The organism is Campylobacter helveticus (assembly GCF_002080395.1).
Classification (GTDB): Bacteria; Campylobacterota; Campylobacteria; order Campylobacterales; family Campylobacteraceae; genus Campylobacter_D; species Campylobacter_D helveticus.
In genome coordinates, this window is record NZ_CP020478.1 from 1043483 (window position 1) to 1059607 (window position 16125).

At 34.6% G+C, this 16125-nt stretch carries 16 protein-coding genes; 7 read left to right on the forward strand and 9 right to left on the reverse strand.

Annotated elements, in window-relative coordinates:
• Positions 1-39 precede the first annotated feature (39 nt).
• Complete coding sequence (locus CHELV3228_RS05635; protein ID WP_306808782.1) at positions 40-708, forward strand: hypothetical protein; 669 nt, start codon at positions 40-42, stop codon at positions 706-708.
• On the opposite strand, the gene CHELV3228_RS05640 is transcribed toward CHELV3228_RS05635, so the two are convergent.
• The 5 genes from CHELV3228_RS05640 to rpsU all read right to left on the reverse strand — a co-directional run bounded on the left by CHELV3228_RS05640 (position 705) and on the right by rpsU (position 4193).
• Positions 705-2162 (reverse strand): Ppx/GppA phosphatase family protein, encoded by a 1458-nt coding sequence (locus CHELV3228_RS05640; protein WP_082199942.1) that lies wholly within the window; start codon positions 2160-2162, stop codon positions 705-707. The two genes, CHELV3228_RS05635 and CHELV3228_RS05640, sit on opposite strands and share 4 nt — an antisense overlap.
• A complete protein-coding gene (locus tag CHELV3228_RS05645) occupies positions 2163-2408 on the reverse strand; it encodes a YfhL family 4Fe-4S dicluster ferredoxin (protein ID WP_004277384.1) in 246 nt (81 codons plus the stop codon).
• Between the two features lie 106 nt (positions 2409-2514).
• The gene (gene hsrA, locus CHELV3228_RS05650; protein WP_082199944.1) at positions 2515-3186 is read right to left on the reverse strand and encodes a homeostatic response regulator transcription factor HsrA; all 672 of its coding nucleotides are present in this window, start codon (positions 3184-3186) and stop codon (positions 2515-2517) included.
• 89 nt (positions 3187-3275) lie between these two features.
• Positions 3276-3878 (reverse strand): UPF0323 family lipoprotein, encoded by a 603-nt coding sequence (locus CHELV3228_RS05655; RefSeq protein ID WP_082199946.1) that lies wholly within the window; start codon positions 3876-3878, stop codon positions 3276-3278.
• Positions 3879-3980: 102 nt separating this feature from the next.
• Positions 3981-4193 (reverse strand): 30S ribosomal protein S21, encoded by a 213-nt coding sequence (gene rpsU, locus CHELV3228_RS05660; RefSeq protein ID WP_002780697.1) that lies wholly within the window; start codon positions 4191-4193, stop codon positions 3981-3983.
• Between the two features lie 190 nt (positions 4194-4383).
• Here rpsU and ccoG point away from each other — a divergent pair, with 190 nt between their 5' ends.
• From ccoG to CHELV3228_RS05685, 5 genes are all read left to right on the forward strand, one after another.
• Complete coding sequence (gene ccoG / locus CHELV3228_RS05665; protein WP_082199947.1) at positions 4384-5751, forward strand: cytochrome c oxidase accessory protein CcoG; 1368 nt, start codon at positions 4384-4386, stop codon at positions 5749-5751.
• Positions 5748-6383 (forward strand): TetR/AcrR family transcriptional regulator, encoded by a 636-nt coding sequence (locus CHELV3228_RS05670; RefSeq protein WP_082199978.1) that lies wholly within the window; start codon positions 5748-5750, stop codon positions 6381-6383. The genes ccoG and CHELV3228_RS05670 overlap by 4 nt, the downstream gene beginning before the upstream one ends.
• A gap of 94 nt (positions 6384-6477) precedes the next feature.
• The gene (locus tag CHELV3228_RS05675; protein ID WP_082199990.1) at positions 6478-7581 is read left to right on the forward strand and encodes an efflux RND transporter periplasmic adaptor subunit; all 1104 of its coding nucleotides are present in this window, start codon (positions 6478-6480) and stop codon (positions 7579-7581) included.
• Entirely contained in the window at positions 7581-10706 is a 3126-nt protein-coding gene (locus tag CHELV3228_RS05680; protein WP_082199991.1) for an efflux RND transporter permease subunit, read from the forward strand. Before CHELV3228_RS05675 ends, CHELV3228_RS05680 begins: the two co-directional genes overlap by 1 nt.
• Positions 10699-12135 carry an efflux transporter outer membrane subunit gene (locus CHELV3228_RS05685; RefSeq protein ID WP_082200760.1) on the forward strand — a complete coding sequence of 479 codons (1437 nt, stop codon included), beginning with the start codon at positions 10699-10701 and terminating at the stop codon, positions 12133-12135. Before CHELV3228_RS05680 ends, CHELV3228_RS05685 begins: the two co-directional genes overlap by 8 nt.
• A gap of 12 nt (positions 12136-12147) precedes the next feature.
• On the opposite strand, the gene cmeU is transcribed toward CHELV3228_RS05685, so the two are convergent.
• Complete coding sequence (gene cmeU / locus CHELV3228_RS05690) at positions 12148-12396, reverse strand: CmeU family protein (RefSeq protein ID WP_082199993.1); 249 nt, start codon at positions 12394-12396, stop codon at positions 12148-12150.
• Positions 12397-12526: 130 nt separating this feature from the next.
• On the opposite strand from cmeU, the gene CHELV3228_RS05695 reads away from it, so the two are divergent.
• A complete protein-coding gene (locus tag CHELV3228_RS05695) occupies positions 12527-13861 on the forward strand; it encodes a coproporphyrinogen III oxidase family protein (RefSeq protein ID WP_082199995.1) in 1335 nt (444 codons plus the stop codon).
• Positions 13862-13869: 8 nt separating this feature from the next.
• Here CHELV3228_RS05695 and hemJ read toward each other — a convergent pair whose 3' ends face one another.
• Genes hemJ through glmM form a run of 3 tightly spaced genes read right to left on the reverse strand, consistent with a single transcriptional unit; the run spans position 13870 to position 16097 of the window.
• Positions 13870-14322 (reverse strand): protoporphyrinogen oxidase HemJ, encoded by a 453-nt coding sequence (gene hemJ / locus CHELV3228_RS05700; RefSeq protein WP_082199997.1) that lies wholly within the window; start codon positions 14320-14322, stop codon positions 13870-13872.
• Positions 14306-14767 carry a signal peptidase II gene (gene lspA / locus CHELV3228_RS05705; RefSeq protein WP_082199999.1) on the reverse strand — a complete coding sequence of 154 codons (462 nt, stop codon included), beginning with the start codon at positions 14765-14767 and terminating at the stop codon, positions 14306-14308. Before lspA ends, hemJ begins: the two co-directional genes overlap by 17 nt.
• On the reverse strand, positions 14760-16097 hold the full coding sequence (gene glmM / locus CHELV3228_RS05710; protein WP_082200001.1) for a phosphoglucosamine mutase: 1338 nt from the start codon (positions 16095-16097) through the stop codon (positions 14760-14762). Before glmM ends, lspA begins: the two co-directional genes overlap by 8 nt.
• Positions 16098-16125: the final 28 nt, after the last annotated feature.

The window sequence follows — 16125 nt, forward strand, 5'->3', positions numbered from 1 at the left end:
AGTTATAATATTTATGATAGAAATGATAGAGTTGATTTAATGCTTTCTTTTGATAGTGCTTATCAAGGCAAAATTTCACAAAAAAAAGAGGGCGAATTTGCACTTTTGAGTTTTGAAGGGCTTGAAGCCAAAGATGAGCTTAAAAGTTTAAACTCCAAGCTCGTTAATAAAATTCAAATAAGTTCTAAAAATAATACCACACACATTATGTTTCAAGCAAAAGAAAAGCTAGATTTTGGCCTTAGTTCTATCAATGGCAAATTTGGACTCCGTATAAGAGCTTTGCCTGAGGGTGCAAATCTCCCTCAGCTTTCTCAACCCATAAAACAAGAGACGGATAAAGAAGCTGATTTAATGCCAAAACCTAAAAATATTGAAAGCTTTGACTACACAAACTACATACTCGTTATGCTCGTTTTGGTGCTTTTGCTTGTGGTTTTATGGTGGTTTAAAAAAACAAATGTTAATTCTAAAAATTTTGGCGGAATTAAATTTCAAAGAAATATAGATAGAAACAATCAACTGGTCGTTTTAGACTATGAAAACAAACGCTATGTAATGATTATAGGAAATTCGAATTTGCTTTTAGAAAGTAAAGAAGTCCAGCAAGAAGAAATAAAAGTGGATAATAAAGACTTTAATTCTTTCTTTGAAGATAATAAAAGAAAAATTCAAAATCTCATTTTGGAAAAGCAAAAGAAGGATTAAGGAAGCTGATTTATAGCAAGAGTTAAAGGAATAGACTTTGAAATCTTCTTAAATCCCTCTTTAACCAAATTCAATTCCCTATCCTCATTATAAATATACAAAGTGCTACCAAGCATCTTAAAAGAAACCTTATCTTCACAGCTTAATGTTTTAGCCAAAGCCAAAATAAAACTCAACCAAGTCATAATTCTAGCATTAGGCAAAAGCTGTCTTAAAGACTCTGCCTCGTAAGGATTTGCCTTTTTGCCATTTAATTTGATAATAGTAGCGATTAAAACCTTATCTTGGTGCGAAAAACCATAACTTAATCCGCCTAGTATCAAATTCATCGCATGCTCGTTAGCAAAATAAAAATTTACATACTCTCCTATATGACAAAGTTTTGCAGCATTTATCAAAATGCTTTTATATCTTTTATTTAAGCCGTGTAAATTTTGCAAAACATCAAAAAGCTGTGTGGTAAAATATGGGGTTTTATAATGTAAATCTTGCTTTAAAAATCTATCTTGTAAAGATTTTAAGCTAGGATTAAAATTCATGGGGAAAATGTGGCGAGGCTTGAGCAAATCTTTTAGAAAAACGCCCTCGCGTATGCCAACCCCACTCGTAATCACCTGCTTACATTTAAGCTTTTCGGCAATTTTAAGAAAAATCAAAGCTCCCTCTTGAATGGTATCAAATCGCTCTTTTTTAATCCCAAAGCTCATTAAGGTTTGCACATCCGCATCAAGCATCCTTGCGATATAATGCTTTTCATACTTAAAATCATAACGAAAATCGTGCAAATTTTTCAAAGCATAAGAATTTTTTTGCATAATAGAATTTGAAATTGCTCTTAAGCTTCCACCTATGGCAATGAGATTGTCATTGCAAAAATGCGCAGGAATTTGCTCCAAAATAGGCTTCAAAAATGCCTCAATATTACCAAGTTTATTAGTATCATAAAAAAGCTCTTTAAGTCTTACCGTGCCGATATCAAGCGAGATAGAATCTATAATTTTATTTTCTTTAATCAAGCAAAGCTCACTTGAACCCCCACCTATATCGAGGGTGGTGGCATTTTTAAAAGGACTGAGTAAATTTAAAGCTGCCAAACCGCCCAAAAAACTCTCATTTTTTCCATCGATACAGCGGATATTAAGTCCTAATTTTTCTCTAATTCTTTGAATGAAATACTTAGAATTTGGTGCATCTCTTAAGGCTGAAGTTCCTACGATGAGAATTTTTTTGCATTTATGCTTATAGGCACACTCTTTAAAATAACTCAACGCATCTTCTGCTCTTTGCATAGCTTCCTCTTGCAAAACCTTGCCATTATTATAAGCATTTTCGCCAAGTCTTACTTTTCTTTTAAATTCGGCAGTTGTATAAAAACCATAACGCGAAGTTTTCTCAAAAATTACCATCCTTATAGAATTTGAACCCAAATCTACAACAGCCGTTTTCTTTGCCATTTAATTTTCTCTATGACGACTTTTAAGACGAAGTTCTTCTATGGTTTCGCTATTATCAGGATCTGGTATAATGCACTCATAAGGACAGGCAACTATACAAGCAGGCTCGGAAAAATCATTAACACACTCGGAACAAAGGTCAGGGTCAATGACATAAATGGGGCTATTTTCACAAATGGCATCATCGGGACATTCCTCCCTACAAGCATCACAGCAAACGCAATCTTTTGTTATTAAAAGAGACATTCTTACCTTTCGCAATAAAATAATTTAACCTTATACTATAAGAAAACTTAAATATAATATAAATAGAGAAATAAAAGAAGAAAATTTGCACCGCAAGGTGCAAAAATTAAGATTTTTTAGGGAAGCAAAAACGATAACCCCTGCGGCGAACCGTTTCTATCGTGGAAATATTAAGAGGTTTATCCATCTTTTGACGAATTTGATTAATGGCAACCTCAATAACATTTGGTGTTACAAGCTCAGGCTCTTCCCAAATCGCATCTAAAAGTTGTTCTTTAGAAACAATTTGGTCTGAATGTCTTGCAAGATGCGTCAGCACTTCAAAAGGCTTACCCTTAAGCTCTATGTCTTGTCCTTTATAGGTGATTTTTTCTTCATCTGGGTCGATAGTCAAATCTTCTATCTTAATCACATTTGTGCCACCAAGTCTAAGTCTCGCTTCAATTCTTGCCAAGAATACATCAAAATCAAAAGGTTTTTTAATGAAATCATCAGCACCTAATTTTAAAGCTTTTATTTCATTTTCCTTATCTGTTTTTGAAGAAATGATAATGATAGGAGTGCGAGGAGATTTTTGCTTAATAAGACGGATAAGTTCTGCCCCATCGCCATCAGATAAAGTCCAACTTACCAAAATCAAATCATAATGTCTAATACCAATAAAATATTCTCCATCCTTAAAATTCTCAGAGGAATCGCTTTGGTAGCCAAACTGACTGAGATTCTCCACTATGCTTTTGTTAAGACCTATATCATCTTCCACAACCAAAATTCTCATTTTTTATCCTTTATGTTTAAGAAAATTTTAAAAAGTATAACACAATTTAAGTTAATATTTATTTTTTCCTTACAAATAAATCCAAAAAACTATGAACCAAAATTTGAATTCGATGTCGCTTTCGAACCACCACCGAAAAATCCAGATTTAGTTCCAGTGCTACTAGCTTTTGACGCTCCTGCTTTGTTAAAGCTATTTACACTTCTTTGATACGCACTTTGATTTGAAAAAGCTCCTCTTTGTTGGTTGGCAAAATTTTGATTATTAAAAAGTTTTGAGCCTATCCAACTACCCAAAATCGCTCCCGCAGCACTTGCCAATAAAGTCTCGCCAAGGCTTAATCCACCGCTACTCATTTGTGCATTGTCTTTGGTTAAATTTGAAGTTCCCTCATCGATTTTAGCCGCCTCTTCTTTTATAAGAGCGTCCATTTCTTCTTTGGTTAGCACTCTTTCTGTGCCATCAAGTTGCTGCAAGACAACCCTAGTCTCCGCACTTGGAAACTGCTCTTTGATTTTATATTGATTAGGAGCGGTTTCTTCTATGATGACGAAAGCACCTTGTTGCTTGGAATTTTGAGTATTTTCATTTGGTGTTTGAGTAGAATCACCACACCCAACTAAAGCCCCAGCAGCAACAGCCGTTAAGCCACTTATCATACCAATTTTAAGAATTTTTTGAATTTTTGACATAATTCTTCCCCTTTAAAATTTGAAATTAAGTTTTAACAAATTTTAACGCAAAATGATAAATTAAAAGTCTAAGAAGTAAAAAAGCCCTTGCGGGCTTTAAGTTTAAAGTCTTGATTCGTAGCGTCTAAGCATATAAAGTCTTTTAAGCATTTTTTTACGCGCTGAAATTTTTTGCTTTTTGCGAATTTCAGTCATAGGCTCAAAAAACCTTCTCGCTCTCACCTCAGTAACAACAAGATTTCTATCCACTTGCTTTTTGAATTTGCGATACGCCTCGTCAAAAGACTCGTTAGGATGCACCTTAATACCCGGCACGACCCTCACCACCTTTCTTTATAAAATTTAGTGTGAGGCGGAATTATAATAAAAGAAAGTAAATTTAAAAAAACTGCATATCATTTTTATAGATAATAAAAATTAAATTTTTAAAAGAAAACTTTTCATTTAAGAATTGTTTTTGTTTATTTACATTACAATTAATCAAAATTAAACAAAGGAGATTTCTGTGCAAGGACATATTACCAAATATACACAGAAAAGATATGTGTGGTATTTCATCACTACCATTATAATTTTCATCTTACCTTTCATAAGGATGAACGATAATCACTTTTTTTTACTAAGTTTTGACCACAAAAAGCTTCATTTATTTTTTACTGCTTTTGACACACAAGAATTTTACCTTATGCCTTTTGTGTTGATTTTACTATTTTTGACGATTTTTTTTATCACTACCTTGGGCGGTAGAATTTGGTGTGCTTGGAGCTGTCCGCAAACTATTTTTCGTGTCATTTATAGAGACATTATCCAAACAAAACTTTTAAAAATTCGTAAAAATATTAACAATAAACAAAAAGAATACGAGGGGCAATTTTTTAAAAAAATCATAGGCGTGTTAATTTTTTATTTTATCTCTATCGTAGCTGTAAGTAATTTGTTATGGTATTTTATACCACCTGAAGACTTTTTTGCTTATATACAAAATCCCGGTGAGCATTTATTGCTACTTGGAATTTTGTTTTGCGCTTCTTTATTTTTAACTTTGGATATAACCTATTTGGCAGAGAAATTTTGCGTTTATGTTTGTCCTTATGCAAGAATTCAATCTGTAATGTTTGACCACGATACTATGCAAGTGATTTACGATGAAAAAAGAGGTGGGGTTATTTATGATGGAAAAACTAAACTTTATAAAAAACCTCCAGAGGGAGAATGTGTGGGCTGTGAAGCGTGTGTGAGTGTGTGCCCTACGCACATTGACATTAGGGCTGGAATGCAACTTGAATGTATCAACTGCCTTGAGTGTGCTGATGCTTGTTCTACGATACAAAATAAATTTAATCGACCAAGTTTGATTAATTGGACAAGTGCAAAGGCGATACAAACCAGAGAAAAAGTTAATTATTTTAGATTTAGAACCATAGCATATGCAGGAGTGCTAACCATCGCCCTCATCGCACTTTTCGTTATGGGGTCTCAAAAGGAGCATATGCTTCTTAATATCAATAGAAGCACAGAGCTTTACAGCATAAAAAATAGAAATGATGAGCTTCAAATCACAAATGCTTACACTTTCTTGTTTCAAAATACCGACAACAAAGCACACGAGTATTATTTTGAAGCGAGTTTAGAGGGAGTTGAGGGGGGCGTTAAAATTCTAAGACCTAGCAAAGCTTTCAAACTTGAAGCGGGAGCAAAAGATAAACAAATCGTTGTTCTGCAAGCACAAAAAAAATTAGCCGATAATGATAAAAAAGATACAATTTTCCCACTCAAAATCAAAGCTTATGCGGTAGATGATGGAAAAATAGTCGTATATAGGGAAAGTATTTTTGTCTATCCAAAAAACACTCTCTTAAAAGGAAAAGAATGAATAAAAAAAGTAAAGAACCATCTGCAAAAGTTTTAGCCAGACAAGAAAAAATTAAATCTGTCGCACTTGAGCTTTTCCTAACTAAAGGCTATGCCAAAACAAGCCTCAGTGATATTATCAAAATTTCAGGTGGTTCGTATTCTAATATCTACACCGCTTATAAAAATAAAGAAGGATTATTTTTTGAAATACTTGATGATGTTTGCAAAAGGCACTTTGAGCTTTTGAATTCCAAGATTAAAGAGAGCAAAAGCAAAAAGCTTGAGGAGATTCTTTATCATTTTGGTCTGACTTATGTAGCAATTTTTAATCAAGTACAAACCATAACATTTGGTAAAATTATTTATTCTCAAGTTTATAATGAAGATGAACATTTGGGAGAGTGGATTAAAAAGAACGAAAGAAATTTCGCCCATAACATACTTGTTTCTTGCTTTAAAAATCAAAAGGGAAATTATTTTAACGAAAATGCCGAAAAACTTGCGACTTTATTTTGTGCAATGTTAAAGGAGCCGCACTATACCTTAAGCATATTAATTGACACTAAGCCTATGGCTAAAAAAGAACAAGAAAAGCATGTAAAATTCGTGGTGGAACTTTTCTTAAATGGGGCTAGCGGGATAAAAAGATAAATTTTTCCTTGTTAATTAAATTGATATAAAATAACATTTTTGTATAAAATTGTAATATCAATTGCTAAAAAATATATTGATAAGGCAAAACAAAATGAAACCATTCAGCAAAAAAACTCTAGTATTTTTAAGTGTCGCTATGCTTTTTAATGCTTGCTCTAAAGAGGAAGCCCAAAAAAAGCAAATGCCTCCACAACCTGTCAGCACCATAACGGCAAAAAGCGAGGATATACCTTTGCATTTTAGTTATCCAGCACAGCTTGTAAGCGATTACGATGCCATCATTAAACCTCAAGTTAGTGGCGTCGTGATAGAAAAATTTTTCGAAGCAGGACAAAGGGTAAAAAAGGGGGATAAACTCTTTTTAATCGAACCTGACAAATTTCAGGCAAATGTGAATATGGCTTACGGAAAAGCTCTAAACGCAAGAGCAAATTTTGAAAATGCAAATAAAGAATTTAAAAGAAATAAAGTTCTAATTGAAAAAAAGGCTATTTCACAAAAAGAATATGATACAAGCCTTGCAAATTACAATAGCACTAAGGCGAGTCTTACAAGTGCAAGAGCAGAGCTTCAAAACGCAAGGATTGATTTAGCCTATACAGAAGTCAAAGCGCCATTTGATGGTATGGTAGGCGATGCTTTAATCAATATAGGAACCTATGTCAATGCTAGCTCAACAGAACTTGTAAGAATTACAAATTTAAATCCTATCTACGCAGATTTTTATATCTCAGATACTGATAAATTAAAACTTAAACGCAATGTTGATAGTGGTAAATGGGAGCTTGAAAATTTAAAAACAAATTTCAAGCTTAATGGAGTTGATATTGAGGGAAATTTAACCTTTATCGATTCTGTAATTGATACAAAAAGCGGTAGCGTTAAAGCTAAGGCTGTATTTGATAATCAAAATGGCACTTTGCTTCCGGGAATTTTTACAACAATCACTTCACAAGGCTTTATGCAAAAAGACGGCTTTAAAATACCACAAATTGCGATTTTAAGAAACCAAGAAGAGGTTTATGTTTATACTTTAGTCAATTCTGAAGTTGTAAAGACACCTATTGAGGTTGTTTATCAAACAAATGATTATGCTGTGGTGAGTAGAGGATTAAAAAATGGCGATAAAATCATCACAAACAATTTTAAAAAGATAAGACCGGGTGCTAAAGTTAATGAAGTGGGGAGCAAATAATGTTTTCTAAATTTTTTATAGAAAGACCTGTTTTTGCTTCTGTTGTTGCCATCATCATTTCTTTGGCAGGAACGATAGCACTTTTTTCTTTACCAGTAGAACAATATCCAAACCTTACTCCCCCAACAGTAAGCGTGAGTGCGACATACACTGGTGCAGATGCACAAACCATATCAGAAACCGTTGCTATACCGATAGAAGATGTGATTAATGGTGTTGAAAATATGATTTATGTAGAATCAACTTCCTCAGCTTCAGGGCAAATGAGACTAACAGCCTATTTTGATATAGGCACAGACCCAAACCAAGCTACGGTTGATGTGAATAATAGAATTTCCTCCGCCACAGCTAAACTACCAGAAGAAGTTAAAAAATTAGGCGTTACGGTAAGAAAATCAAGCTCAAGCATACTTGAAGTTGTGGCTTTGTATTCAACGGATGGTTCAATGAGCGCTGTGGATATTTATAATTATATTACCCTGAATGTTCTTGATGATATTAAAAGAGTGCCGGGTGTGGGCGATGCTTTTGCGATAGGAAATAGAAATTACTCTATGCGTGTATGGCTTGACCCCGGTTTGCTTAATAAATATCAAATCACAGCAAAAGAAGTTTTAAGCGCCATAGAAGAACAAAACGCTCAATATGCCACAGGTAAAATAGGTGAAGAGCCTGTTACGCAAAAATCCCCTTATGTTTATTCTATCACTATGCAAGGAAGACTTAAAAATTCGCAAGAATTTGGTGAAGTTATCTTAAGAGTTAATGAAGACGGCTCTTTTTTAAGACTTAAGGATGTTGCAGATATAGAGCTTGGCTCACAACAATATGTCGCCCAAGGACGCTATAATGGCAATGATGCCGTGCCAATTATTATTAACCTTCAATCAGGTGCTAATAGCGTTAATACAGCCAAACTCATCGGCGAAAAGCTAGATGAGCTTTCTAAAAATTTTCCAACAGGTCTAGCTTATAGAGTGCCTTACGATACAACAACTTTCGTTAAAGCCTCAATCAATGAAGTTTTAAAAACCTTTGTTGAAGCTTTGATTTTAGTTATTATTGTTATGTATATGTTTTTGAAAAATTTCCGCTCTACTCTCATTCCTATGATAGCTGTGCCTGTCTCTCTACTAGGAACATTTGCAGGGCTTTATCTGCTAGGCTTTAGTGTGAATTTACTCACGCTTTTTGGGCTTGTTTTGGCTATAGGTATCGTTGTCGATGATGCGATTATTGTGGTGGAAAATGTTGATAGAATTTTACACGAGGACCCAAATATCTCCGTAAAAGACGCGACTATTATGGCTATGAATGAAGTGGCTTCACCCGTTATCTCTATCGTTTTGGTTCTTTGTGCCGTCTTTATTCCCGTTTCTTTTATCTCGGGCTTTGTGGGAGAAATTCAAAAGCAATTTGCCCTGACACTAGCTATTTCAGTGGCGATTTCAGGCTTTGTCGCCCTTACGCTTACGCCGTCTTTATGTGCTTTATTTTTAAAGCGAAATGTTTCCGAGCCTTTTACATTTGTCAAAAAATTTAATGACTTTTTTGACTGGTCAACTAAAGTTTTTAGTGCGGGAGTTTCTTATATACTCAAAAGGGTTGTGCGTTTTGTATTGATTTTTGGCATTATGCTTGGAGGGACATACTATCTTTATCAAAGTGTGCCAAGTTCCCTTGTCCCAACAGAAGACCAAGGAACGGTAATGACGATAGTTAATCTCCCGGCAGCCTCATCTTTGCATAGAACAATTGATTTTATCGATAATATGTCAAAAAATGACATTACTGGGCTTAATGGTGTAAATTCTAGTATGGCTTTGATAGGCTTTGACCTTTTTACAAATTCCCCTAAAGAAAATGCTGGTGCTATGTTCATTAAACTTGATGACTGGGCAGATAGAAATGTAACTTCTTTTGAAATTGTTAAAAATCTTAATATAAAACACGCTTTCAATCCCGAAGCGCAAACCTTTTTCCTCGACCCACCACCTATACCGGGTCTTAGTATCACGGGTGGTTTTGAGATGTATGCTCAAAATAGAAGTGGTAAAACTTATGATGAAATTCAAGCTGATGTGGATAAGCTAGTCGCCGCAGCAAATCAAAGAACCGAGCTTTCTAATGTAAGAACAACGCTTGATACTAGATATCCTCAATTTAAGCTAGAAATCGATAGGGACAAATTAAAATACTATAAGCTTAATATGCAAGATGTTTTTGCCACAGTAAGCTCAACCATAGGAACATACTATGTTAATGACTTTTCACTGTTAGGTAAAAATTTCCAAGTGAATGTCCGTGCAAAAGGTGATTTTAGAAACACTCAAGAAGCCCTTAAAAATATCTTTGTTAAATCAAGTGATGGCAAAATGATACCACTTGACTCTATCCTAACGCTCACAAGTAGCGCTGGAGCTGACGATGTAAAACGCTTTAATCTCTTTCCATCCGCTCAAATTCAAGGAAGTCCAGCGCAAGGCTATAGCTCAGGACAAGCTATGGCTGTAATGGAGCAACTTACCAAAGAAATTTTAGGTGATGACTATACTCTTGCTTGGTCAGGCACTTCTTATCAAGAAGCAACTAACTCAAATACGGGCTCCATTGCTTTTGTTTTAGGTATGATTTTCGTCTTTTTAATCTTGGCAGCACAATATGAAAGATGGCTTATGCCTTTAGCCGTTATCACAGCAGTGCCTTTTGCTCTTTTTGGTTCTTTGCTTTTCATATGGTTAAGAGATTTTTATAACGATGTGTATTTTCAAACGGGACTTTTGCTACTCATTGGACTTTCCACCAAAAATGCCATTTTGATTGTAGAATTTGCGATGGAAGAGCATTTGAAAAAAGGAAAAGGCATATTTGAAGCTTCTGTTGAGGCGGCAAAATTAAGATTTCGTCCTATTGTAATGACCTCTTTAGCATTTACTTTAGGAATTTTACCTTTGGTCCTTTCAAGTGGTGCTGGTAGCGCAGCAAGACACGCTCTTGGAACAGGACTTATCGGCGGTATGTTAGCCGCTTCAACTTTAGCAATTTTCTTTGTGCCTTTATTTTTCTATCTTTTGGAAAGCTTCAATGCTTGGCTTGATAAAAAAAGGGGGAAAGTACATGCGTAACCTAATTCTTATCCTAACCGCGTTTTTCATCGGTGCTTGTTCTTTAAAACCTAATCTCAAAATAAACGAAGCAAATTATACCAGTATGGATGATAATATCAGCATCGCAAAAGAATGGTGGAAAGACTTTAATGATAACAATTTAAATCTTTTGGTGGAAAAAGCTTTAAAAAACAATGCTGATTTAAAAATCGCCTATATTAATTTAGAACAAGCCGCCGCTCAGCTCGGCATAGATAGAAGCGACCTTCTTCCTAAGCTTGATGGTAGCGCAAGTGCAAATAGAGGCAAAAGCGCTATCAACGCTCCAAGCAATAGAGCGGGCGATTTTAGCTATGGAAATGATTTTCAAATGGGGCTTAATCTAAGTTATGAGGTGGATTTATGGGGGAAATACCGCGATAATTACAACGCATCTTATGAAGCACTAAAGGCAAGTGAATTTGACTATGAAGCCGCAAGACTCTCCATTGTTTCAAGTGTCGTGCAAATGTATTTTAATAGTGCAAATGCTTATGAAAATATGCAAATTTACAAACAAACTATGGAAGCCTACGCCCAAACTTACGAATTAAAGCGCTCTTTATATGAGATAGGAGCGATAGGCGAGTATGAATTAGCCCAATCAAAAGCCGAACTAGAAAGTGTCAAAGCACAATATACCAGTGCTATTGATACAAAAGAAAATTATTTAAAGGCTTTAAAGATTCTGGTAGCAAGTGATTTGGACGATATACTCTATAAAGAGGAGGATTATCAAAAATTTACACAATTTGCAAAATCTTTACCAGAGGGAATTTCAAGCGCCATTTTACTCCAACGCCCAGATATTAACGCCGCTTTAAGTAGGCTAACCCAGCAAAATTATCTAGTTGGCGTAGCAAGGAGTGCTTTTTTGCCTAGTCTTTCTTTAACGGGACTTTTGGGTTTTGAAAGTGGGGATTTGGACACTTTGGTAAAAGACGGAAGTAAGACTTGGAATGTTGGAGGTAGTTTTTTAATGCCAATTTTCCACTGGGGTGAAATTTATCAAAGTGTCAATTTAGCCAAACTTAGCAAAGATAAAGCTTTTGTAAGTTATGAAAATACCCTTAAAACTGCCTTTGCAGAGGTGCGTTACGCCCTCTCTCAAAGAAAAACAAGCCTTCAAAACTATGAAAACTACAAAGCCTTACTTGAAGCACAACAAAAAATTTATGATTTGGCTAGCATACGCTACGAAAATGGCAGTATCCCTCTAATAGAATATTTAGATGCTAGAAGAAATTTACTAAGCGCTAAAATTTCCTATGCTAATGCAAATTACCTTATGGCAAATTCCATAGTTGAAGTTATTAAGGCATTTGGCGGAGGCTTTAAGGTAAGTGAAAAATTAAGTGAAGAAATAGAAGAGAGTGCAAAAAGCTTAGATATGTCCTTTAGGGAGTAAAACTCCCTAAAATCACATTTTTAAATCCTTGGAAGGATTGATTTCATAAGCTTTAAAAAGCGGTGGAAGTAGTTTTCTCATCGCATAATCAAAGTGGTAAAAATGCTTATAAACATCTTCAGCCTTAAGCTCGTTTTGTTTGGAAAAATCAAATGCGTCTATATTCTCTTTCTTGCTAAGATTAGCGTCAAAATACTGATAAAACTCACTTCTTTTAGCAAACAATGCGTTAAGATTTGCTATAATTTGTTCTTTTTCCATTGTATCTCCTTAATATTTTATTTAAAAATGTTATAGCATTTTTAACCACAAAAAGCAAGAATTTTTAAGTTTTATTTAGTAAAAAATTGATAAAGTTACAATTTTTATTCTAAACAAATTAGGTAAGATTATGAATTTTTTTCAAAACTTAGCACTCAAATATTCCCACATTATGATGCAGCAATCCTTAACAAAGAATTTTAAAATAGAACTTTTAAAAGAACCTCAAGCTAAAGTTGCCAAAGAAAAATCCTATATGCTCTACGCTCACATACCATTTTGCCATACTTTTTGCCCTTATTGTAGCTTCCATAAATATTATTATGATGAAAATTTGGCAAAAAATTATTTTGAAAGTTTAAGAGAGGAACTTAAGATTATCAAGGCTCAAGGCTTTAATTTTAATGCTATGTATGTAGGTGGTGGCACGACACTCATTAATGAAGAAGAGCTTTTAAAAACTTTGGAGCTTTGTAAAAAACTTTTTGACATTAAAGAAATTTCTTGCGAAAGCGACCCAAATCACATCGAGCCTGAAAAGCTTACTATGTTTAAAGGTTTGATAGATAGATTAAGCTGTGGGATACAAAGCTTTGATGATGAGACTTTAAAAAAAGTCGCAAGATATAATAAATTTGGCTCAAGTGAAATTTTACAAGAAAAAATTTCAAAAGCGTTAGGAATTTTGCCTATTTTTAGCATAGATTTAATTTTCAATCTGCCAAGCCAAAGCAAAGAGCAGCTTTTAAACGACCTCGAAATCGCTAAAAAATTGTCTCCTCAGCAAATTACAACTTACCCTCTTATGAAATCAAATTTAACAAAAGATAATATAGCAAAATCCCTAGGGGTAAGCTTTAAGGATAACGAATTTGAATTTTATAAGATTATTTGCGAATTTTTTAAAGACTATACACAAAATAACGCTTGGAGCTTTTCTTTAGAGAAAAATAAATTAAACGATGAATATGTAAGCTCACATCACGAGTATTTAGGTGTGGGTAGTGGGGCTTTTAGCTTTTTAGATGGAGAGCTTTTAATTAACGCTTTTAATCTTAACACTTATACAAATTTAATCAAAGAAAAGAAAAATGCCAACATCGCTAAAGCAAATTTTGCACAAAAAGAGCGACTCAAATATGTTTTCTTAACAGAGATTTTTTCAGGGAAAATCGACTTAAAAGACTTTAACCACAATCTAAAGTGTGATTTAGAAAAAGAACTTTTTATTGAGCTTAATGCACTTAAAATGTGTGGAGCTGTCAAGAAAGAAAATGGCACTTTGAAAACTAGTGAATTTGGAAAATATCTTTTTATGGTTTTGATGAAAGATTTTTACACGGGTATGGACTTAGTTAGAGCTGTTTTTAGAGATGATGCGAGGCTCAAAAATAAAAACTTTATTGATATTATGAGCGAAAATGTCTCGCCACTTAATTCACAGAATATGGAATTTAAAGCCTAAAAAAGGCTTTAAAAAGGACGCACAACCATCATTAAAGCGATGATGATAAATAAAAGTGTTGGAATTTCATTATAAATTCTAAAATACCTCCCGCTTTTTGTTGAAGTATCATTAGCCAAAGCTTTAAGACAAGCAAAATTATGAAAATGATAGATGATTAAAAGTGTCGCACAAGTTAATTTTGCATGCATAAAACCAGCACCTATCATCAATACCTCTTTATGTGCATGAAGCATTAAGCTTCCAGTGATTATCGCCATTATCATCGCAGGAGTGCTAATCGCCCAAAAAAGCTTTCGCTCCTGCACCTTTACCACGCGGACAAAGCCTTCATTGTCCTTATTTTCAGCGTGATAAACAAAAAGACGAGGCAGATAAAAAAGCCCGGCCATCCAAGAAACAAAACTTAAATAATGCACAAATTTAATCCACGCATAATATTCATTAATCCACTCTGTCATTTTTTCCTCTTTTTAAAAAAATTTCTTTTATCAAAATCAAAGCAACGCTAAGATTTATCATTACATCAGCTACATTGAAAATAGCAAATTCAAACCACTTATGCCAGAAAAACATATCCACAACTCCGCCGTGTATAAAGCGGTCAAATAAATTTGAACACCCAGCTCCTAGCATCATACCAAAAGCTACGATATGCTCTTTTAAAAATTCTTTTTGCCAAAAAAGATAGACAAAAAGCACGAGCAAAATGGCTAAATGCAAATATTTTAAATAATGCTCTAAAAAACTGAGCATAGAAAAAGCCACGCCCGTATTTAAAGCAAAAGTGAGGTCTAAATACTCACTTTGCCAACGCATACCTTTTAAGGTTAAAATTTTCACAAACTGGTCAAATGCAAAAACCAAAACAAAAAAAAGCCAAAAAATTTTATAGCTTTTAATCATTTAAAGCTTTCCTAAAAAACGCCTCCACGCCTTTCATTTCTTTTTCCAAAAGCTTACTATCCTTAGCCTCCAAAAGTAAGCGGATTAAATTCTCCGTGCCAGAATAGCGAAAAAGGCTATTGATACCCTTTTTATCAAGCTCTACTGTTAGCTCTCTTAAGCCTTTTAGCTTGGCTAAATCTTTCTTTTGAGAAATTTTGAGATTATGCAAAAGCTGAGGATAAGGCTTAATTTGCCCAAGAACCGCACTTGCGCTTTTTTTCTTTGAAAGCATTAGAGCAGAAAACTGAAGCGCGGCGATAAGTCCATCGCCTGTTTTAGCATAGTCGCTAAAGATGATATGCCCACTTTGTTCCCCACCAAAATTCCCCCCACAAGCCTTAAGCTTTTCCAAAACAAATTTATCGCCTACATTACAGGTTTCAAGCTCGATTTTATTTTTATTTAAAAATTCTTTTAAAGCGCCGTTACTCATAATGGTCGCTACGACTTTGGATTTTAATTTACCCTGCTCTTTAAGATGCAAGGCTAAAACGCCTAACAGACTATCGCCATTTGCTACTACGCCTTTTTCATCGACCACCACAAGCCTATCCGCATCTCCATCAAACGCAAAGCCGACATCAGCACGAAGCTTTTTAACCTCCTCTGCCAAATTCGTAGGGTGCAGTGCGCCACAATTATCATTAATATTAAGCCCGTTAGGTTTATCACTCATCACAATGACTTCTGCCCCAAGCTCTTTAAAAATAGTTGGTGCGACCTTATAAGCTGCTCCATGAGCGACATCAAGAACTACGCGTAAGGATTTTAAGGTCAAGTCCTTAGGAAAGGAATTTTTAATGCTCACAATATAACGCCCTATCACATCATCAATCCTTTTTGCTCTGCCGATTTGCTCCATTACGACCTTAGAGCTTTCAAGCAATTTATCATCATAATAAATTTCTTCGATTTTTCTCTCTGCTTCTTCGCTGAGTTTATTGCCGTGCGAGTCAAAAAATTTAATGCCATTATCATAATAAGGATTATGAGAAGCTGAAATCATAATCCCCGCATCACAACGCATATCTTCAGTCAAAAAAGCAATAGCAGGAGTTGGCATAGGTCCTATTTGTATGACATTATAGCCTATGGAGGTAAGCCCTGAAACTATGGCATTTTCTATCATATAGCCACTTTTTCTTGTATCTTTACCGACTAAAATATTATTCGTAATCGCCTTATCTTTAAAATAAATCCCCGCAGCCATCGCCAAACGCATAGCTAAAAAGCTATCTAAAAATTCTCCCGCCTTACCGCGAACTCCGTCTGTTCCAAAAAGTTTCATTTTTAGCCTTTATAAAAGTTTAAAAGAA